We start from the raw sequence: 22,332 nt of genomic DNA, 5'->3' as shown, positions 1-22,332 counted from the left end.
TAATATTTAATGACGAAAAGAACGTATATTAGTAAATACCATAGATAAATTATGTTGATTAACAGCATCAATAATTTCTTGATCTCTTAAAGATCCTCCTGGTTGAATAATACATTTTATACCTAAATTTGAAATAAAATCAATACTATCTCTAAAAGGAAAAAATGCATCAGAAATCATTGATGATCCTTGTAAATTAAATTTTCTCTCTTTAGCTTTAGTAATAGCTAATTTTACAGAATCAATTCTACTCATTTGTCCTGCTCCTATACCTAAAGTCATATTATTTTTACAATAAATAATAGCATTCGATTTAACAAATTTTACTATTTTCCATCCAAAAATAATATCTTCTATTTCATTGTTTTTAGGTATTCTTTTACTAACAATATTAATATTATTTTTATTAATATAATTTAAATTAGTATTTTGTATAAGTATACCATTACTAACACATTTCATTTCAAATAATATTTTACTATTAAAATTATATAGTAATATACGTATATTATTTTTTTTAGAAATTAAAATTTTAGCTTCATTAGTAATTGATGGAATTATGATTAATTCAATAAAATTATTTTTTAAAATAACATTTACAGTTTCTAAATTTAATTGTTTATTAAAAGCTATTACACTACCAAAATATGAAATTGGATCAGTATTATATGCATTAATATATGCTTCTTTAAGTGTATGACTACTTGAAACCCCACATGGATTAGCATGTTTAATAATAACACAAGATGGATTTGAAAATTCTTGAACACATTCTAAAGCAACATTAGCATCAATAATATTATTATATGAAAGTTTTTTACCTTGTATTTGTTTAAAATTATTATTTTTTACATATTTATTATCATTTGTATAATATAAAGCACTTTTTTGATGATGATTTTCACCATATCTTAAATCTTCTTTTTTAAATAAATTTAATGTTATTTTATTAGGAAAAATAAAATTTTTTTCATTATTTTTAAAAGATTTTATCTCTTGCTCTTTTATATTAAAATATTCTGATATTTTTTTATCATATAATGAAACATAATTAAAAGCTTTTTGTGCTAATTTAATTCTAGTATCTAGTAGTATACTATTATTTTTTTTTAATTCATTAATAATTAATAAATAATCTTTATTATCAATTACTACTGTAACATGTTTATAATTTTTAGCTGCTGCTCGAACAATACATGGTCCTCCAATATCAATATTACTAGAAATAATATTGTCGTTTATTTTTTTTTGTATAGAACTTTGTTTAAAAGGATAAAAATTAATTACTACTATATCAATAAGTTTAATATTATTTATATGCATAAAAATAATATCATTAATACTTCTATCACTTAATATTCCCCTATATAATTTAGGATGTAAGGTTTTTACTTTTTCATCCATTAGTTTAGAATAATTAAGATATTCTGATATTTCAATTATATTATTAAATCCTTGAGATTTTAAAAAAAGATACGTTCCTTTTGTAGATATTAAATTATAATTATATTCTATTAATTTTTGAGATAAAAAAAGAATATTAGATTTATTTGAAACACTAATTAATGCATATTTATTATTTTTTTTTGTCATAATTTTATTATTTTGTAATAATATTTGAATAATTATAATTATTTATGATTATATTTATTAAATAAATTGTCAAATAAAATTATTTTAAATAACTATTTATATTTTTTATATTGAATCATCATAATTAATAATATATTATTAATTACTTCCATATATTAAATCTATTAATATATTAATTTAATAAATTCTAAGGGGTGTAGTTCAAACTGGTAGAGCATCGGTCTCCAAAACCGATAGTTGGGGGTTCAAATCCCTCCACCCCTGAATTATTAATTATATATGAATAATTAATAATTTATTTATTAAAAAAATTAAATTTTAATTTGACTTAAAGTAAAGTTTTTATTAAAAATAATATTTAATAAAATTATTATTTAATATTTATTAAAAATTTAAAGTTATATTTAAATTCTATTTAAATGTAATTTTATTACTAAATAATATAAAAATAATAAATATTAATTTATTTCATAATTATTAAAATAATTTAATAATATCAAAATTAAACCCCACATATTTAATCTCGGGAGTTTTGTATAAATATTAACTAAAAATTAATATTGAATTATACATATATTTTTTTATAAATATAAGAGGTAATAATGAGTATGAATGGAGCAGAATGTATAATTCAAGCATTAAAAAAACAAAAAGTAAAAATAGTATTTGGACATCCTGGTGGAGCTATTATGCCACTTTATGATGCATTATATAAAGGAGAAATTGAACATATATTATGTAGACATGAACAAGCAGCTGCTATTGCTGCTATAGGTTATGCAAGATCTACTGGTAATATAGGAGTTTGTTTAGCTACATCAGGTCCTGGAGCAACTAATTTAATTACGGGAATTGCAGATGCTATGGTAGATTCTATACCTATTATAGCTATAACAGGACAAGTATCTTCTTCATTAATTGGAACAGATGCTTTTCAAGAAATTGATATTATAGGTATGTCTTTATCATGTACAAAACATAGTTTTTTAATAAATTCAATAGAATCAATAAATGATATTTTTAATAAAGCTTTTTTAATAGCATTATCTAATAGACCTGGACCTGTTTTAATAGATATACCAAAAGATATACAATTATCTAGTAATATTTCTAAAATAATAAAAACTAAATTTCATTTAAAAAATTTAGAAAAAAAAATAAGTATTTCAAAAAAAAATATAGATAAAATTAATAATTTTTTAAAAAAATCGAATATGCCTATATTATATATAGGTGGTGGTGTTGGTATGGGTAATGCTACTCTTACATTAAAAAATTTTATTAATAAAACTCAAATACCTATAGTAGTAACATTAAAAGGTTTAGGTACTGTAAATAATAAATATCCTTATTATCTTGGCATGTTAGGAATGCATGGTAATAAAGCAGCAAATTATGCTGTACAAAAATGTGATTTACTAATAGCTATTGGTGCAAGATTTGATGATCGTGTTACAGGTGATCCAAAAAAATTTGCTCCTAATGCATATATTATTCATTTAGATATAGATTCATCTGAAATTAATAAAATATGTCAAACAGATTTTAATTTATTAGGAAATTTAAATTATATAATTCCATTATTAATAAAACCAAATAATATTTTTTTATGGCAAAATTATATAAAAAAAATTAAAATAAAATATTCTTGGAATTATAAAATTAATAGTTTGAATAAAAATAAAATTTATGCACCGATTCTTTTAAAAAGATTATCAGATCTTAAAAATAATAATACTATTATTACTACAGATGTAGGACAACATCAAATGTGGACTGCACAACATGTTAGTTTTTCTTCTCCAAAAAATTTTATTACTTCTAGTGGTTTAGGAACTATGGGTTTTGGTTTACCTGCAGCTATTGGAGCACAAATAGGACGTCCAAATGATACAGTAATATGTATTACAGGAGATGGATCATTTATGATGAATATTCAAGAATTAAGTACAATTAAAAGGAAAAACTTACCTATAAAAATTATATTATTAGATAATAAAAGATTAGGTATGGTTAAACAATGGCAACAATTATTTTTCTCTAAGAGATATAGTGAAACAATATTATGGGATAATCCTAATTTTTTATTATTGGCTAGGGCTTTTGGAATATCTGGAGAAAGTATAAATAATATTAATCAAATAGATTTAAGTTTACAAAATATGTTTAATGAAAAAAAATCATATATATTACATGTTTCTATAAATGAATGTGATAATGTTTGGCCATTAGTTCCTCCTGGTTATAGTAATGAAAATATGATAGAGGGAATTGAATGAATCAGTATAAAATACATATTCATACATATATTAGTCCTGAAATTATGGAACGTATTTTACGTATTATTCGTCATAGAGGATTTAAAGTTTGTTTTATGAAGGCTAATACAATTATAGAAATAGGAAATATAATTATTGAAATGATTGTAGAAAGTACAAAACCTATAGAATTTCTTGTAAAACAACTTTATAAATTAATAGATGTATTTGATATTAAAGTAATCTAATGAATGTCATAATAATACTGCTAATTTGATTAAATAAGGAAATATCATAATGAAAACGAAAAAAGCAGATTTTATTTGGTTTAATGGAGATATAGTTAAATGGGAAAATGCAACAATAAGTGTAATGACACATGCATTACATTATGGAACTTCTGTTTTTGAAGGAATAAGATGCTATAAGTCATATAAAGGTCCCGCTATCTTTCGTCATAAAGATCATATTGAACGCTTATATAATTCTGCAAAAATTTATCGTTTCCCATTAAAATTTACAATGCAAGATTTAATGAATGCAGTACGTATTATACTTAAATATAATAAATTAGAAGAAGCTTATATAAGAATTTTAATATTTATAGGAGATGTTGGATTAGGAGTTAATCCTCCTGAAAAATATTATACAGATGTAATGATTAGTTCTTTTTCATGGGGAAATTATCTTGGTAAAAAAGCTATGATTGACGGTATTGATACTATGATATCATCATGGAATAAAATAAGACCAAATACTATTCCTAGTATAGCAAAAGCTGGAGGTAATTATTTATCTTCTTATCTTATTGGTAGTGAAGCAAGACGTAACGGATATCATGAAGGTATATCATTAGATAGTTTAGGATTTGTATCAGAAGGAGCAGGAGAAAATATATTTAAAATAAAAAATAATATTTTATTTACTCCACCTTTAAATTCTTCAATATTACCAGGTATAACTAGAGACTCAGTTTTAAAAATAGCTAAAAAAATTGGAATTAAAACTAAAGAATCTTTAATATTAAGAGAATCATTATACTTAGCTGATGAAATATTTATGACAGGAACTGCTGCAGAAATTACTCCAGTAAGAAGTATAGATGGTATTAAAATTGGTTATGGAAAAAGAGGTAAAATTACACAAATAATTCAACAAGAGTTTTTTAATTTATTTGATGGTGTAATAAAAGATAAATGGAATTGGTTAGATTATATTTATTAAATAATAATTCATTTTTATAAACTAAGAGAAAAATAATGTCTAATTATCGTTCATCTATTACTACAAAAGGTCGTAGTATGGCAGGAGCTCGTGCTCTTTGGAGAGCAACTGGAATGGATGATTCTGATTTTGAAAAACCAATTATTGCTATAGTTAATTCATTTTCACAATTTGTTCCAGGTCATATTCATTTAAAAGAATTAAGTAAAATAATTTCAAAAGAAATAAAAAATATGGGTGGAGTTCCAAAAGAATTTAATACAATAGCTATTGATGATGGTATTGCTATGGGTCATGATGGAATGTTATATTCTCTTCCTTCTAGAGAACTAATTGCAGATTCAATAGAATATGTTATTAATGCTCATTGTGTAGATTCAATGATTTGTATTTCTAATTGTGATAAAATTACACCTGGGATGTTAATGGCTAGTTTACGTTTAAATATACCTACTGTAATGGTTTCTGGTGGACCAATGGAAGCTGGTAAAATAAATATTGCTTCAAAACAAATAAGAATTGATTTAGTAGATGCAATGATAAATTCAGCTAGTTTAGATAAATCAGATCAATATGTTAAGGAAATTGAAAATAACGCATGTCCAACATGTGGTTCTTGTTCCGGAATGTTTACTGCAAATTCAATGAATTGTTTGGTAGAAGTTTTAGGTTTAGCATTACCTGGTAATGGATCTTTATTATCAACACATATATATCGTAAAGAATTATGTATACAATCAGCAAAAACAATCGTAGATATTACAAAAAAATATTATCATGATAATGATCAAAGTGTTTTACCTAGAAATATTGCTAATAAAAAAGCTTTTGAAAATGCTATAATAACTGATATTGCAATGGGTGGATCTACTAATACAATTTTACATATATTAGCTTTAGTACAAGAAGCAAAAATAAAATTAAATTTATCTTATATAGATAATTTATCAAAAAAAGTACCATGGTTATGTATGGTATCTCCTAGTACAAAAAAATTTTATATTGAAGATTTTCATAGAGCAGGTGGTGTATTTGGTTTATTAAATGAATTAGATAAAATAGGATTAATAAATTCTAATATAAAAAATATATTAGGTTTGACAGTAAAACAAATGATTCATAAATATGATATTTTTAATATTAAAAATACTAATATTAAAAATTTTTTTTTAGCTGCACCAGGAAATATTAGAACTATAAAACCTTTTTCACAAAAAAATAAATGGCAATATTTAGATAATAATAGAAAAATTGGTTGTATTAGATCATATAAATATTCTTATAGTAAAGATGGTGGATTAGCAGTTTTATATGGTAATATAGCTAAAGATGGATGTGTAGTTAAAACTGCAAGTGTAAATAGAAATTTAATGATATTTAAAGGTCCAGCTAAAGTATATGATAGTCAAGAATCAGCAGTATATGCGATTTTAAATAATCAAATTATTTCAGGAGATGTTATTGTTATTCGTTATGAAGGTCCTAAAGGTGGTCCTGGTATGCAAGAAATGTTATATCCAACATCTTATTTAAAATCAATGAAATTAGATCAAAATTGTGCTTTAATTACAGATGGAAGATTTTCTGGAGGCACTTCAGGTTTATCAATTGGACATATTTCTCCAGAAGCTGCAAATAAAGGATATATTGCTTTAATAAGAAATGGAGATATTATTGAAATTAATATACCTAATAGATATATTAATCTTCTTATTTCTCAAAAAATAATAAAAAAAAGAATTAAAGAAGAAGAAAATAGAGGTAAATTATCTTATACTCCTAATTATCATCGTAAACGAAAAATATCTTTTGCATTAAGAATTTATGCTGCACTAGCAACAAGTGCTGATAAAGGAGCAATAAGAGATAAAAATAAATTAAAATATTTTAAATAATTTATTTATACTAGTGATTTAAAATTTTATTTATTATAATCACTAGTTAATATAATATTTATAGAATTTATCCTTTCTTAAAAATTAAAAATTATTTTTAATTTTTATAAAATATTTAATATTATAAATAATAAAATTAAATATTTTATAAAATATCTTTGTTATATATTAAATTTTAATATTGATTTAAAAATCATATTTTTTATAATTTATTAATTAATATTATTTTTAATAGTTAAAATTATATAATAAAAATATTAATAATTTTATTTAAAAATATATTTATAAATTAAATAATTGTAATTTTATTTATGTAAGGTATGAAAATGAATAATTATTTTAATAAATTAAATTTTCGTGAAAAATTAAAAAATTTACAAAAATGTAGATTAATGAAATTTGAAGAATTTTCTAATGGAATTAGTTATTTAAAAAATAAAAATATAGTTATTATAGGATGTGGAGCACAAGGATTAAACCAAGGATTAAATATGAGGGATTCAGGTTTAAATATATCTTATGCTTTAAAAGAAAATTCTATAAAAAATAAAAATTCATCATGGGTAAGAGCTTATACAAATAAATTTATTATTGGTTCATATAATGAATTAATTCCTAATGCTGATTTAATAATTAATTTAACACCTGATAGAAATCATCATCAACTTTTACAAAATATAAAACATTTAATAAAACCTGGTGCTACATTAGGATATTCTCATGGATTTAATATTATAGAAGAAGGAGAATATATTTCTAAAAATATTAATGTTATTATGGTTGCTCCAAAATGCCCAGGAACAGAAGTAAGAGAAGAATTTAAAAGAGGTTTTGGAGTTCCATCATTAATAGCTGTACATCAACAAAATAATTATAGTACCATTAATAATGGATTAGAAATAGCAAAATCTTGGGCTGTTGCTATAGGAAGTCATAAAGCAGGTGTATTAGAATCTTCTTTTATTGCAGAAGTAAAATCTGATTTAATGGGAGAACAAACTGTTTTATGTGGTATGTTACAAACTACTTCAATATTATTATTTGATCAATTAATTAAACATAAAGTAAATAAGGAATATGCATCACAATTTATTCAATTTGGATGGGAATATATTACAGAATCTTTAAAACAAGGAGGTATTACTTTAATGATGGATAGATTAAATAATAAAAATAAAATTAGAGCTTATGAATTATCTTTAATTTTAAAAAAAATTTTAAAACCATTATTTCAATTACATATGGATAACATTATTTCTGGAAAATTTTCTCAAGATATAATAAAAGATTGGAATAATAATAATAAAAATTTATTATGTTGGAGAGAAAATATAAAAAATAATAATTTTGAAAATACATTAGTTAAAAATAATATTATCATTAATGAACAAGAAATTTTTGATCATGGTCTTTTTATGATTGCTATAGTTAAAGCCAGCGTCGAATTATCATATGATATTATGATAGAAACAGGAATTTCACCTAAATCAGCTTATTATGAATCATTACATGAATTACCTTTAATTGCTAATACTATTGCAAGAAAAAAATTATATGAAATGAATAAAGTAATATCTGATACAGCAGAATATGGTAATTACTTATTTTCTAATCAAGCTATACCTTTACTAAAAGATTTTATCTATAATTTAAAAGATCAAGATTTAGGAATTGTTAATATTAAAAATATATCTATAAAAAATGAAAATTTATTAAAGATTAATTTTATGATTAGAAATCATCCAATTGAAAAAATTGGTTGTTTGTTACGTAAATATATGACTGATATGAAATATCTTTCAAAACATTAAAATATTTACTCTCTTAAATTATATAATTTAAGAGAGTAAAATAATATAATAATTTATTTATTAAAAAATATTTAAATTTTCTTACATATTATATTTTTACTCATTAATTTTTCAATTAGCAATATTAATATATGAATAATTTTAATATGTATTTCTTGTATTCTATCTGAATAACCATTATGAATTACTGATATTTCTATATCTATTAAATTTTTTATTTTTTCTGAAGAATAATTTCCACTTAATAATATTATTTTCATATTTTTTTTTTGTGCAGCATATAATGCATTAATGATATTAATAGATTTTCCAGAAGTAGTTAAAGCAAATAAAATATCATTAGGTTGTCCTAATGCTTCTATATAACGAGAAAAAACATATTCATAACCATAATCATTACTAACACAAGAAAAATGAGATACATCAGATATACATAATGCAGGATAAGCAGATCTTGTATTTCTATATTTTCCAGTTAATTCTTCTGCAAAATGCATAGCATCACAATGTGAACCACCATTACCACAAGAAATAACTTTATTATTATTTAAAAAAGATTTTACAATAAGATTAGCAGCTAATTGAATATTATTAATATTTTTATTATTTTTTATAAAATTACTTAAAACATCAGATGCTGATAATAATTCAGAATAAATTATTTTATTATACATTATATATTTCTTTATTAAAAATTATTTTAATTTAAATAATTTATTTTTAAAAATTAATTTTAACTTATATAATATAAATTAACAATATTAATTATTAATAAAATATATATTTTTATATGTATATTATAATTTTTATTTAAAAAATAAATATTTTGGAGGTTTATTTGAATAATACAGCAATTTTAATAATGGAAGATGGAACTAAATTTTTTGGTAAATCTATTGGTATTAATGGAATAGTTATAGGAGAAATTGTTTTTAATACATCTATGACAGGATATCAAGAAATAATTACAGATCCATCTTATTATAAACAAATTCTTACTCTTACATATCCTCATATTGGTAATGTTGGTGTTAATAAAGAAGATGAAGAATCATCTAAAATTTATCTTAAAGGATTAATTATTCATAATTTATCTATAATATCAAGTAATCATAGAAGTCAAAATACTTTAAGTTATTATTTAAAAAAAAATAATGTGATTACTATCACAGATATTGATACTAGACAATTAACACGTTTATTACGTAATAAAAAGATTAATATAGGTTGTATTATTACTGGTATAAAAAATATCAATTTTAATTATATTTTAAATAAAATTAAACAATTTTCGGGATTACAAGGATTAGATTTAGTTAAAGAAATAACAACTAGTAAAAATTATTCTTGGATAAAAGGAAATAAAAGTTATCACACAATTAAAAAAAATATTAAGAAAAAATTTTTATTTCCTATGCATATAATAGCGTATGATTTTGGTGTAAAAAAAAATATTTTAAAAATGTTAGTAGATCGTGGATGTTATGTAACTGTTGTTTCTGCTTATACAAATTTTAAAGAACTTATAAGTATAAATCCAGATGGTATTTTTTTATCTAATGGTCCAGGAGATCCTGAACCATGTTTTTATGCCATTTCTTCTGTAAAACAAATATTAAAAACAAATATACCAATTTTTGGAATATGTCTTGGACATCAAATTCTTGCTCTTGCTAGTGGTGCTAAAACAAAAAAAATGATTTTAGGACATCATGGAAGTAATCATCCTGTAAAAGATATAAAAACTAATAAAGTATTTATAACAACACAAAATCATGGATTTACAGTAGATATAAATAACATGCCTAAAAATTTAATCATAACACATAAATCATTATTTGATAATACTATACAGGGAATTCATCGTATTGATAAACCTGCTTTTGGTTTTCAAGGACATCCTGAAGCTAGTCCAGGACCTCATGATGCTTCTATATTATTTGATTACTTTATAGAATTAATTCAAAAATATTGTTTAAAAAAATACAAGAGATTATAATAATGCCTAAAAATACCGATATAAAAAGTATTATGATTTTAGGAGCAGGTCCTATAGTTATAGGTCAAGCTTGTGAATTTGATTATTCAGGAACTCAAGCATGTAAAGCTTTAAAGGAAGAAGGATATAAATTAATTTTAATTAATTCAAATCCAGCTACAATTATGACTGATCCTGATATTGCTGATATTACTTATATAGAACCCATACAATGGGAAATTATAACTAAAATTATAAAAAAAGAAAAACCTGATGCTATTTTACCTACTATGGGAGGACAAACGGCTTTAAATTGTATATTAGATTTAAATAAAAATAATATTTTAAATAAATTTAATGTAAAAATTATTGGAGTAACAATAGAATCAATACATAAAGCTGAAAATCGTTATTATTTTTCAAAAATTATAAAAAAATTAGGTTTAAATACAACTGTTTCTAAAATTGTAAATAATATTAATGAAGCTATTAATTTTGCAAATAAAATTGGATTCCCATGTATTATTAGACCATCTTTTACTATGGGTGGAAGTGGTGGAGGTATAGCAAATAATTTAAAAGAATTTATAAATATTTGTAAAATAGGAATAAATTTGTCTCCTAATAAAGAATTATTAATTGATGAATCTTTAATAGGTTGGAAAGAATATGAAATGGAAGTAATAAGAGATAAAAATGGAAATTGTATTATTATATGTTCAATTGAAAATATTGATTCTATGGGTATTCATACTGGAGATTCTATTACTGTAGCACCAGCACAAACTTTATCTGATAAAGAATATCAGATAATGAGAAATGCTTCTATATTAATTATGCAAGAAATAGGAATAGAATCAGGTGGTTCTAATGTACAATTTGCTATTAATCCTAAAAATGGTAAATTAGTAGTAATTGAAATGAATCCTCGTGTATCAAGATCATCAGCTTTAGCTTCTAAAGCAACTGGTTTTCCTATAGCAAAAATATCAGCAAAATTATCTGTAGGATATACTTTAGATGAATTAATGAATGACATAACTAATAAAAAAATTTCAGCTTCTTTTGAACCTACTATTGATTATGTAGTTACAAAAATACCAAGATTTAATTTTGAAAAATTTATTAAAGCTAGTGATAGATTATCTACACAAATGAAATCTGTAGGAGAAGTTATGTCTATAGGAAGAACTTTTCAAGAATCTATTCAAAAAGCTTTACGTAGTTTAGAAATAGGAATTAATGGTTTTACACCTAAAATAAAAATTTTAAATAAAAACAGTTTAAAATATCTTATAAAAGAATTAAAAAAAGCAGGACCAGACAGAATTAGATTCATAGCTGATGCTTTTAGATTAAAGATGTCAATAAATGATATTTCTTATTATTCAAAAATAGATCCTTGGTTTTTATCTCAAATTAAAGAAATAATTATTATTGAAAATGAAATAAAAAATTTAGGTATAAATTGTTTAAAAAATAAAAAATATTTTTTTAATTTAAAAAAAATGGGTTTTTCAGATTCTAGAATAGCTGATTTATTACAAATTTCTGAAATAAAAGTACGTAATTTACGTTATAATCATAATTTACATCCAGTATATAAAAGAGTTGATACATGTGCAGCAGAATTTGAAACTAATACTGCATATATATATTCTACATATGCAATAGAATGTGAATCTAATCCTAGTAATAATAAGAAAAAAATTATAATTTTAGGAAGTGGTCCTAATAGAATTGGTCAAGGAATAGAATTTGATTATTGTTGTGTTCATGCTGCTATGGCATTACGTGAAAATAATTTTGAAACCATAATGGTCAATTGTAATCCTGAAACAGTTTCTACTGATTATGATATTTCAGATCGTTTATATTTTGAACCAATTACTTTAGAAGATATATTAGAAATTATTAGAATAGAAAAACCTCAAGGTGTTATTGTCCAATATGGAGGACAAACTCCATTAAATTTAGCTAAGTTATTAGAAAAACAAGGAGTAAAAATTATAGGAACAAGTCCATCTTCTATTGATAAAGCTGAAAATAGGAAAAAATTTCAGAATATAGTTAATTTTTTAAAATTAAAACAACCAGAAAATTTTATAGTTTATAATTTAAATGAAGCAATAGAAAAATCTAAAATAATTGGATATCCTATAGTTATTAGACCTTCCTATGTATTAGGAGGCAGAGCAATGGAATTAATATATAATATTAATGATTTAAAAGAATACTTTAATCAAAATAATACTACTGTATTATTAGATAAATTTTTAGATAATGCAATAGAAGTTGATGTAGATGCAATTTGTGATGGAAAGAATGTTTTTATTGGTGGTATAATGGAACATGTAGAACAAGCTGGTATACATTCTGGTGATTCTGCTTGTTCTTTACCAACAAAAAATATTAGTAATATTATTCTAAATGAAATTAGGTCTCAAGTAAAAAAATTAGCTATAGAAATTAATATTTGTGGTTTATTAAATGTACAATTTGCTATTAAAGATAATGAAATTTATTTAATAGAAGTAAATCCTAGAGCTTCACGTACTATTCCATTTATATCAAAAGCTATAGGAATACCTTTAGCAAAAATAAGTACATTAGTAATGGTAGGAAAATCTTTAATTGATTTAAAAATTAATAAAGAAATAATTCCTTATTATTTTTCTGTTAAAGAAGTAGTATTACCATTTAATAAATTTTATGGTGTAGATCCAATTTTAGGACCTGAAATGCATTCAACAGGAGAAGTAATGGGTATTGGATATTCTTTTGCAGAAGCTTTTGCTAAAGCTATGTTAGGAATAAATATTAATATAAAAAAAATTGGATCAGTATTAATTTCTGTTAGAGATCAAGATAAAATTTTAATTTTTCCATTAGCAAAACAATTAGTAAAATATGGTTTAAATATTGATGCTACAAAAGGTACAGCTAAGTTTTTAAAAAGTAAAAATATTAAAGTTAATATTGTAAGAAAAATAACAGAAAAATCACCTAATATTATAGATTTTATAAAAAATAAGCAGTATAATTATATTATTAATACTACATCAAATAAAAGTTCTATTGAAAAATCTAAACTTATTAGAATTTCTGCTTTAGAACATGGTATTCATTGTGATACAACAATTAATGGTTCAATTGCTACAATATTAGCTATGAATATTAATCCTAAAAAAAGAATATTTTCTTTACAGGAAATTCATAAAAAATTAGTTAAAAATTTATAAAAAATAAATTTTAAATATTTTAGTAATATTTAATGAAATATATTTTTATTCTTTTGTAAATTATATTATAATTAGTAAATTAAAAATTTTTAATAATATATGTTTAATATAAAAAAATATTTTTTTTATAAGAATTGTGTTGATTTTTCTAATGATTTAATAAAATTAATTTTATTAGATACATGGAGTTTTATAATTATACAAGGATTAGATAGTAAAATTTTTTTACAAAATCAACTTACAATAGATATTAATAAATTAGATAATAATCCATTATGTTTTTTTCATGCATTACATTGTAATGCTAAAGGAAAAATATTAACAAATATGTATATATTTAAATATAAAAATGGTTATTGTTATATAGTAAGAAAAAATATTATAAAATATTATTTAGATCAAATTAAGAAATATATATTTTTATATAAAATAAATTTTATATTACAAACATCACAAATCATTTTAGGTTTATCAGGAATAAATTCTGATAAAATTTTATCTCAAATTTTTAATTCTTATAATTTTTATTCTAATAAAAAAAATTTATTTATTTATAATAATAATATTTTTTTAAAATTTATACATCCTATAAAAAGATATTTAATGATTTTAGATAAAGAACATGCAAAATTTTTAATAAAAAATATAATAAATAAAGGGATATTAATATATGATAATAATCAATGGATTAAATTTAATATGGAAATTGGTTATCCTATTTTTGATATAAATAATAGTATTAAATTTCTTTTTCAGGAATCTAATATGGAATTTTTTAATGCTATTGATTTTAATAAAGGATGTTATTTAGGACAAGAAATAATTAGTATTTCAGCAATTAAAAAAAAAAATAATAAATTATTATTTTTATTAGAAGGTACTGCAAATTTTTTACCTTTATTTGATGATCAATTAGAATTTACAAATAATAATAAAAAAGATATTTGGAAAGTGGGTTCAAGAGGAGGAAGAATATTGTCTTCAATAAAATTTACAAATAATACTATTTGGATACAAGCAATATTAAAAAAAGAATTTATATTATCTTCTTCAATAAGATTGACAAAAGATAAACATAGTAATTTTTTGATTAAAAAGTTTAATTAGTTAAATAATTTTAAATTATATGATTAAAAAAATTAATTTTTATTTCATATAATACTAATGAATTTGTAAGGAATAAAATATTTATATGTTATTAATTTTTATTATATAGTTTTATTATTATAATAATAGGTATTAAAAATGAAAAAAATAGTTATTGTAATTGCAACAATATTTATTAGTTTTTTCTATAATATTAATAATGTCATAGCTGATACTGTTAAAAATAATAAAAATAATTGGTATTTAGGATCAAAAATTGGATGGTCACAATATGATAATCTTTTAGGTTTTAGTAGTATTAATCCAAAAGATTTTTCAAAGATAAATAAATTAGGTAGTGGATTATTTTTAGGATATAAAGAAAATCGTTACTTAAATTTTGAATTAGGTTATGATTGGTTAGGATTAATTTCTCATCATTATAAAAATACAACTAATTCATTTAAGGCACAAGGTATACAATTATCTACAAAAATTTCTTATCCAATTTTTGGAAATTTAGATTTATATAGTCGTTTAGGTGCTATTATTACACGTATAGATGTTAAAAATAATTATAATTTTTATGATTATTTTTATAATGCTACTCCATTAATGTCCTTAGGTGGTGAATATAAAATAAATAATAATTGGTCTTCTAGATTAGAATATCAATTTACAAGAAAAATTGGAGACAATGATATGGTTGGTCAAGAAACTAATAACTCAATGTTAGTTTTTGGCTTATCATATTTTTTTAATAAACATAAACCTGCTAAAATAATTAATACAATTTTATATAAAAGATTAAGTAATAATCGTTTTAATATAAAATCTAATATCTTTTTTAAATTTAATGATTCTACTTTACAAGAACAATCTAAAAGAACATTAGATTCAATTATTAAAAGATTAAAAACTATTAATTATCAAAATAATGCTATACATATTGTAGGTTTCACTGATTTTATTGGTAAAAAAAAATATAATTTATCTCTTTCTAAAAAAAGAGCAAACATAGTATCTGAATATTTAGTTTCAAAAGGTATATTAAAAAAATATCTTTTTATACAAGGATTAGGAAGTATTAGATCAGAAGACAATACAGATTGTAAAAAATTTAATAATTATCAATTATTAAAAAATTGTTTAGAATCAGATCGTATGGTAGAAATAGATATTTCAGGATTTTATCCTATGAAATTTTTTTTTTAAAAAGTTAATTATTTTATATTTTAATTTTAATAAATAAGTAATACAGAAATTTATATTTCTGTATTACTTATTTAAGTATTCAGTATTATAAAAAATTTAATTTTATTAAAATTTTTAATCATTATTTTTATAAAAATTAATAATATAAATTTTTATAAGTAATATTAATATGATGACACATAAAAAAAATTTTTTTTCTAAAAAAGAATTAATTATTGCTAGTTATGGAAAATTATTTAATAATAAAAATCCAAAATTATCTTCTGGTAAATTATTATTAATAGATAACATAGTTAAGATTACAAAAGATGGAGGAGAATACAATAAGGGATATGTAGAAGCAAATTTATATATTCATCCTAAAATATGGTTTTTCTCTTATCATTTTTTTAATGATCCTATCATGCCAGGATGTTTGGGATTAGATTCAATGTTTCAGTTAGTTGGGTTTTATTTAGGTTGGTTAGGTTTTGAAGGCAAAGGAAGAGCTTTAGGAGTACGAAATGTTAAATTTATTAGAGAAGTATTACCTGAATCTAAAAAATTAACTTATTATATTAATTTAAAACGTATTATTAATAAAAATTATATGATTATTGGTATTGCTACAGGAACAGCAATAATTGATAGTAAATTAATATATAAAGCTAATAATTTAAAAGTAGGATTAATAAAAAAAAATTAAATGCCCGAAGGTGGAATTGAACCACCGACACGGGGATTTTCAGTCCACTGCTCTACCAACTGAGCTATCCGGGCATATAAAAAAAGCAATTCTATTATGACAATAATTACTATCTAACGTCAATAGTTTATTATTAATTATAAAAATTATTTATTAAAAATAATTTTTATAATATCATTCTTTCTATAAAAAAACTTAATATAATTGATAAACTAGTAATTATAATTCCTGGTATTAAAAAAGAATGATTAAAAATATAATTACCTATTTTAGTTGAACCAGTATCATCCATTTCTACTGCAGTTAATAAAGTTGGATATATTGGAAATAAAAAAAGAGCAGAAACTGCTGTAAATGATCCTATTATAATTTTAGGAGAAATTCCTAAAGTAATTAAACTTGGTATTATTGCTTTTGTTGTTGCTGCTTGGGAATAAAATAAAGATGTTATAAAAAATAAGATAATAGATAACATCCAAGGATGTTGTTGTACTATATTTAAAATCATAAATTTGATTTCATGAAAATGTGATTTTATAAAAGTATCTCCTAACCAAGATACTCCCATTACACAAATACAAGCATTAATACCTGATTTAAAAATATTAGTATCAGTAATTTTTTTTATTTTAATTTTACATATAATAGATATTATTAATGCAGTGGTTAACATAAATATTATTGTTGATTCTGTTCTTGATAAAATTTTTATTTTATTAGAAAAAACATAATCACATAAAATATTATATGTAAGAGTTATTATAATTCCCATTAAAAATAATAAAATTGAATATTTACCACTTTTTTTATTTAATATTTTTTTTTCAAAAAAAATATTATTAGTATTTAAGAAATTTTGTTTTTTATTAGTTTTAAAAAAATTAATTATTATCGAAGTAATTAAAATTGATATAAATGTTGATGGAATCAAAATTATTAATAATTGATTATAACTAATTCCTAATGGATCTAATATTTTTGATAAATAAATTACTGATGCAGATATAGGTGATGCTGTAACTGCAATTTGGGAAGCAACTACTGATATTGATAATGGATATACTGGTTTTATACCATTTTTTTTCGATATATTAATAATAACAGGAAAAATTGAAAGTGCAGTATGTCCGGTTCCTGATAATAAAGTAATAAAATATGTTATTAAAGGAGAAACAATAATAATATATTTTTTCCTTTTAGACAAAAATTTATTCATATATAATACTAAATATTCCATTCCCCCAGATAAATCAACAACAGAAATTGCAATAATAACAGATAAGATAATTTCTATAACATCAAATGGAATATTACCAATTGTATTATGAAATAATAATGTTAAAATTAATACTCCAAAAGTTCCAAATAAACCTAATGCCATACCACCTGATTTAGAACCTATATATATAAGTAATAAAATAATAACTAATTGTATACAAATCATAATCTGCCTTTAATTTTAGTTTTATTTATAATCTAAAAAATAAAACAATATATTTTATAACCTACACTTTTTATAAAAAAAATTCTATTTCTCATTAATTTTTTATTAAATTATTATATAATTAATTATATTTAATTTTTTTTAAAAGATAGGCCTTGAAACCGATAAAATATGTCCTTATGTTTCAGGTCACCTTACTTAATAAAATAAATTAATTTTAATTAAAAAGTTGATTAACTATACTTAATTATAAGGAAAATTATTTAATGAACATTCGTCCATTACATGATCGTGTAATTGTTAAACGTAAAAAAATTGAAACTAAATCTTCAGGTGGTATTGTATTAACAGGTTCTGCTGTTGGAAAATCTACACGTGGAGAAGTTTTAGCTGTAGGTAAAGGTCGTATACTAGATAATGGTCAAGTAAAATCATTAGATGTAAAAAAAGGAGATATAGTAATATTTAATGATGGTTATAATGTTAAAACAGAAAAAATTGACGATAAAGAAGTATTAATTATGTCAGAAAGTGATATTTTAGCTATTGTAAAAGAATAAAAAATATTTTTAGATACAAATTGTTATTCATAGAAATATTAATTTAATTTAAATAAATTTTAGGATATTTAAAATGGCAGCTAAAGATGTAAAATTTGGTAATGATGCTCGTGTTAAAATGTTAAGAGGTGTTAATGTATTAGCAGATGCAGTAAAAATTACTCTTGGACCAAAAGGTAGAAATGTAGTTTTAGATAAATCATTTGGTGCTCCAGCTATTACTAAAGATGGTGTAACAGTAGCTAGAGAAATTGAGCTAGAAGATAAGTTTGAAAATATGGGAGCACAAATGGTAAAAGAAGTTGCTTCTAAAGCTAATGATGTAGCAGGTGATGGTACAACAACAGCTAGTGTTTTAGCACAAGCTATTGTTAGTGAAGGATTAAAAGCTGTTGCCGCTGGAATGAATCCAATGGATTTAAAAAGAGGGATAGATAAAGCAGTTATAGCAGCTGTAGAAGAATTAAAAATTCTTTCTGTTCCATGCTCTGATTCTAAAGCTATAGCTCAAGTAGGAACTATTTCTGCTAATGCAGATGAGGCAGTTGGTGATTTAATTGCTCAAGCTATGGAAAAAGTAGGAAAAGAAGGTGTTATTACGGTTGAAGAAGGAAATGGATTACAAGATGAATTAGATGTTGTTGAAGGAATGCAATTTGATAGAGGATATTTATCTCCCTATTTTATTAATAAATCAGAATCTGGAACAGTAGAACTTGAAAATCCTTTTATATTATTAGTTGATAAAAAATTATCTAATATACGTGAAATGTTACCTATTTTAGAAATGGTAGCTAAAGCAAATAAATCATTATTAATAATAGCAGAAGATGTTGATGGAGAAGCATTAGCTACTTTAGTAGTAAATACTATGCGTGGTGTAGTAAAAGTAGCTGCAGTTAAAGCTCCTGGTTTTGGAGATCGTCGTAAGGCAATGTTACAAGATATTGCAATTTTAACAGGTGGTAATGTTATTTCTGAAGAAATTGGTTTAGAATTAGAAAAAACTAAATTAAATGATTTAGGACAAGCAAAACGTATTGTAATAAACAAAGATACAACTACCATAATAGATGGTATGGGTAAACAAAACGATATTTCTGGTCGTGTAATACAAATAAGACAACAAATAGATGAAGCTACTTCTGATTATGATCGTGAAAAATTACAAGAACGAGTAGCAAAATTAGCAGGAGGTGTTGCTGTATTAAAAGTTGGAGCAGCTACTGAAGTAGAAATGAAAGAAAAGAAAGCTAGAGTAGAAGATGCATTACATGCTACTAGAGCAGCTGTAGAAGAAGGAGTTGTTGCAGGTGGTGGTGTAGCATTAGTTCGTGTAGCAGCAAAATTAATAAATTTAACAGGTCAAAATGAAGACCAAAATATGGGTATTAAAGTTGCATTAAGAGCTATGGAAGCACCATTACGTCAAATAGTTTCTAATTCTGGAGAAGAACCATCTGTTGTAGCAAATAATGTTAAAGATGGTCATGGTAATTATGGTTATAATGCAGCTAGTGAAGAATATGGAGATATGATCAAATTTGGTATTTTAGATCCAACAAAAGTAACACGTTCTGCTTTACAATATTCATCTTCTGTTGCAGGACTTATGATTACTACAGAATGTATGGTAACAGATTTACCAAAAGATGAAAAATCTGAAATAAATACACCTCCAACTGGTATGGGTGGTGGAATGGGTGGTATGATGTAATAATAAAAATATATTTATAAATATATTTTTAAATTGATATAAAATACTTAAGTAATTTGCTGTGCTTTTTTAAAAAAGCACAGCATTTATTTGTTTTATTTGAGTAAAATAATACTATTCTTAATTATTAAGAATTTTAAAATAAATATTTTTAATTATTTCTAATATTATTTATATAATAATATATTATTATATTTATTATTTTTAATAATATAATATTCATTATTATATTTATTATTTTGAGGTTATATATATAATAATGGTTAATTATTCTAGTAATAATTTTAAAATTGGTATGAAATTTATATTTTTAAATAAACCATATTCTATAGAATCAAGTGATTTTGTAAAACCAGGAAAAGGTCAAGCATTTGTAAGAATTAAAATGCGTAATTTAATTACTGAAAAATTAATTGATAAAACTTTTAAATCAACTGATTCTTTAAATACTGCAGATATAAAAGAAAATGATTTAATTTATTTATATAATGAAAAAAATAATTGTTATCATTTTATGTATAAAGAAAATTTTGAACAAATAATAATTAATAAATTGATAATAAAAAATAAATATAAATGGTTAATACCTAATACATTTTATAACATAACTTTTTGGAATCAATTTCCTATATTTATTACTTTACCAAATTTTATTAAATTAACAATTATAAATACAAGTATGAATTTAAAAACTGAAACAATAAATAATGTTAGCAAACAAGCAACTCTTAGTAATGGAGAAATAATTAAAGTTCCTTCGTTTATTAAAATAGGTGATAAAATTAAAATAGATATTAGGAATAAATCTTATGTTTCTCGTTTTAAAAATAAAAATTAGGTATCATTAAATAAAATTAATTAATATTTTTTATAAATATAAAATTTTTATATAAAATAATAAATTATTATTATTTATTTAAATATCGTTTATATAATGATATTGAATTAATATTCAATTGTGATATGATAAAATCATTATTTATTAATAAACTTATAATTTTAACTTATAATTTTATAAAATTGAAAATTTAGTAATTTTTAATTATATATATTGTATTTCTTATGATAAAAAATAATAATTTAATATGGATAGATCTAGAAATGACAGGATTAAATCCTAATTTAAATCGTATTATTGAAATAGCTGTTATAATTACAGATAATAATTTAAATATATTAAAAGAAGGTCCTATAATAGCAATTTATCAATCTAAAAAAGAATTAGATAATATGGATCAATGGAATAAAAAAACACATAAAAAAACTGGATTAATTAATAGAGTAATACAAAGTATATTTAATGAAAAACAAACTGAACAATATATTTTAGATTTTTTAAAATTATGGGTTACCCCCCACACATCTCCTATGTGTGGAAATAGTATTTGTCAAGATAGAAGATTTATGTATAATTATATGCCTAATTTAGAAAAATATTTTCATTATCGTAATATTGATGTAAGTACTATAAAAGAATTAGTAAAAAGATGGAAAATAAACAATTTAATTAAATTTAAAAAAAATAATAAACATAGTGCTATAAAAGATATATATCAATCATTAGAAGAATTAAAATTTTATAGACAAAATTTTTTTAATATTTAATAATAAATATTAATATTTT

17 protein-coding genes and 2 tRNA genes are annotated in these 22,332 nt (G+C 21.8%); 15 read left to right on the top strand and 4 right to left on the bottom strand.

What is annotated here, in order from left to right:
- Positions 1-6: 6 nt before the first annotated feature.
- Positions 7-1,593: a bifunctional phosphoribosylaminoimidazolecarboxamide formyltransferase/IMP cyclohydrolase gene (gene purH / locus GJT84_RS01045; protein WP_168867099.1), complete on the bottom strand. Its 1,587-nt coding sequence runs from the start codon at positions 1,591-1,593 to the stop codon at positions 7-9.
- A gap of 190 nt (positions 1,594-1,783) precedes the next feature.
- On the opposite strand from purH, the gene GJT84_RS01040 reads away from it, so the two are divergent.
- The 6 genes from GJT84_RS01040 (at position 1,784) to ilvC (ending at position 8,781) form a co-directional block, all read left to right on the top strand.
- Positions 1,784-1,857, top strand: a tRNA-Trp gene (locus GJT84_RS01040).
- Positions 1,858-2,201: 344 nt separating this feature from the next.
- Positions 2,202-3,872, top strand: coding sequence for an acetolactate synthase 2 catalytic subunit (ilvG, locus tag GJT84_RS01035; RefSeq protein ID WP_168867098.1), 1,671 nt, complete (start codon positions 2,202-2,204; stop codon positions 3,870-3,872).
- Complete coding sequence (ilvM, locus tag GJT84_RS01030; RefSeq protein WP_168867097.1) at positions 3,869-4,099, top strand: acetolactate synthase 2 small subunit; 231 nt, start codon at positions 3,869-3,871, stop codon at positions 4,097-4,099. The genes ilvG and ilvM overlap by 4 nt, the downstream gene beginning before the upstream one ends.
- 49 nt (positions 4,100-4,148) lie before the next feature.
- Positions 4,149-5,075, top strand: coding sequence for a branched-chain amino acid transaminase (locus tag GJT84_RS01025; RefSeq protein WP_168867096.1), 927 nt, complete (start codon positions 4,149-4,151; stop codon positions 5,073-5,075).
- Positions 5,076-5,110: 35 nt separating this feature from the next.
- Positions 5,111-6,970, top strand: a complete 1,860-nt coding sequence (gene ilvD, locus GJT84_RS01020) for a dihydroxy-acid dehydratase (protein ID WP_168867095.1) — start codon at positions 5,111-5,113, stop codon at positions 6,968-6,970.
- A gap of 326 nt (positions 6,971-7,296) precedes the next feature.
- Complete coding sequence (gene ilvC, locus GJT84_RS01015) at positions 7,297-8,781, top strand: ketol-acid reductoisomerase (RefSeq protein WP_168867094.1); 1,485 nt, start codon at positions 7,297-7,299, stop codon at positions 8,779-8,781.
- 71 nt (positions 8,782-8,852) lie between these two features.
- Here the strand turns inward: ilvC and lpcA are convergent, their stop codons facing one another.
- Positions 8,853-9,455 (bottom strand): D-sedoheptulose 7-phosphate isomerase, encoded by a 603-nt coding sequence (gene lpcA / locus GJT84_RS01010; protein WP_168867093.1) that lies wholly within the window; start codon positions 9,453-9,455, stop codon positions 8,853-8,855.
- A 164-nt stretch (positions 9,456-9,619) separates the two neighbouring features.
- On the opposite strand from lpcA, the gene carA reads away from it, so the two are divergent.
- From carA to fabA, 5 genes are all read left to right on the top strand, one after another.
- Positions 9,620-10,780, top strand: coding sequence for a glutamine-hydrolyzing carbamoyl-phosphate synthase small subunit (gene carA / locus GJT84_RS01005; protein WP_168867092.1), 1,161 nt, complete (start codon positions 9,620-9,622; stop codon positions 10,778-10,780).
- A gap of 2 nt (positions 10,781-10,782) precedes the next feature.
- Positions 10,783-14,001: a carbamoyl-phosphate synthase large subunit gene (carB, locus tag GJT84_RS01000; RefSeq protein ID WP_168867091.1), complete on the top strand. Its 3,219-nt coding sequence runs from the start codon at positions 10,783-10,785 to the stop codon at positions 13,999-14,001.
- Positions 14,002-14,100: 99 nt separating this feature from the next.
- On the top strand, positions 14,101-15,108 hold the full coding sequence (ygfZ, locus tag GJT84_RS00995; RefSeq protein ID WP_168867090.1) for a tRNA-modifying protein YgfZ: 1,008 nt from the start codon (positions 14,101-14,103) through the stop codon (positions 15,106-15,108).
- A gap of 138 nt (positions 15,109-15,246) precedes the next feature.
- Entirely contained in the window at positions 15,247-16,302 is a 1,056-nt protein-coding gene (gene ompA / locus GJT84_RS00990; protein ID WP_168867089.1) for a porin OmpA, read from the top strand.
- 172 nt (positions 16,303-16,474) lie between these two features.
- On the top strand, positions 16,475-16,987 hold the full coding sequence (gene fabA / locus GJT84_RS00985; protein WP_168867356.1) for a bifunctional 3-hydroxydecanoyl-ACP dehydratase/trans-2-decenoyl-ACP isomerase: 513 nt from the start codon (positions 16,475-16,477) through the stop codon (positions 16,985-16,987).
- Between the two features lies 1 nt (position 16,988).
- Here fabA and GJT84_RS00980 read toward each other — a convergent pair.
- Positions 16,989-17,061, bottom strand: a tRNA-Phe gene (locus tag GJT84_RS00980).
- Positions 17,062-17,153: 92 nt separating this feature from the next.
- Positions 17,154-18,431 carry an anaerobic C4-dicarboxylate transporter family protein gene (locus GJT84_RS00975; RefSeq protein ID WP_168867088.1) on the bottom strand — a complete coding sequence of 426 codons (1,278 nt, stop codon included), beginning with the start codon at positions 18,429-18,431 and terminating at the stop codon, positions 17,154-17,156.
- Positions 18,432-18,697: 266 nt separating this feature from the next.
- Between GJT84_RS00975 and GJT84_RS00970 the strand changes: the two genes are divergently transcribed.
- The 4 genes from GJT84_RS00970 (at position 18,698) to orn (ending at position 22,313) form a co-directional block, all read left to right on the top strand.
- The gene (locus GJT84_RS00970) at positions 18,698-18,991 is read left to right on the top strand and encodes a co-chaperone GroES (RefSeq protein WP_168867087.1); all 294 of its coding nucleotides are present in this window, start codon (positions 18,698-18,700) and stop codon (positions 18,989-18,991) included.
- Positions 18,992-19,064: 73 nt separating this feature from the next.
- A complete protein-coding gene (gene groL / locus GJT84_RS00965) occupies positions 19,065-20,708 on the top strand; it encodes a chaperonin GroEL (RefSeq protein ID WP_168867086.1) in 1,644 nt (547 codons plus the stop codon).
- A gap of 259 nt (positions 20,709-20,967) precedes the next feature.
- A complete protein-coding gene (gene efp / locus GJT84_RS00960; RefSeq protein ID WP_168867085.1) occupies positions 20,968-21,546 on the top strand; it encodes an elongation factor P in 579 nt (192 codons plus the stop codon).
- 224 nt (positions 21,547-21,770) lie between these two features.
- On the top strand, positions 21,771-22,313 hold the full coding sequence (gene orn / locus GJT84_RS00955; RefSeq protein WP_168867084.1) for an oligoribonuclease: 543 nt from the start codon (positions 21,771-21,773) through the stop codon (positions 22,311-22,313).
- The last annotated feature ends 19 nt before the right edge of the window (positions 22,314-22,332 follow it).

This window comes from Enterobacteriaceae endosymbiont of Plateumaris sericea (genome assembly GCF_012562605.1).
Classification (GTDB): domain Bacteria; phylum Pseudomonadota; class Gammaproteobacteria; order Enterobacterales; family Enterobacteriaceae.
This window is presented reverse-complemented; position numbering and strand designations above follow the sequence as displayed.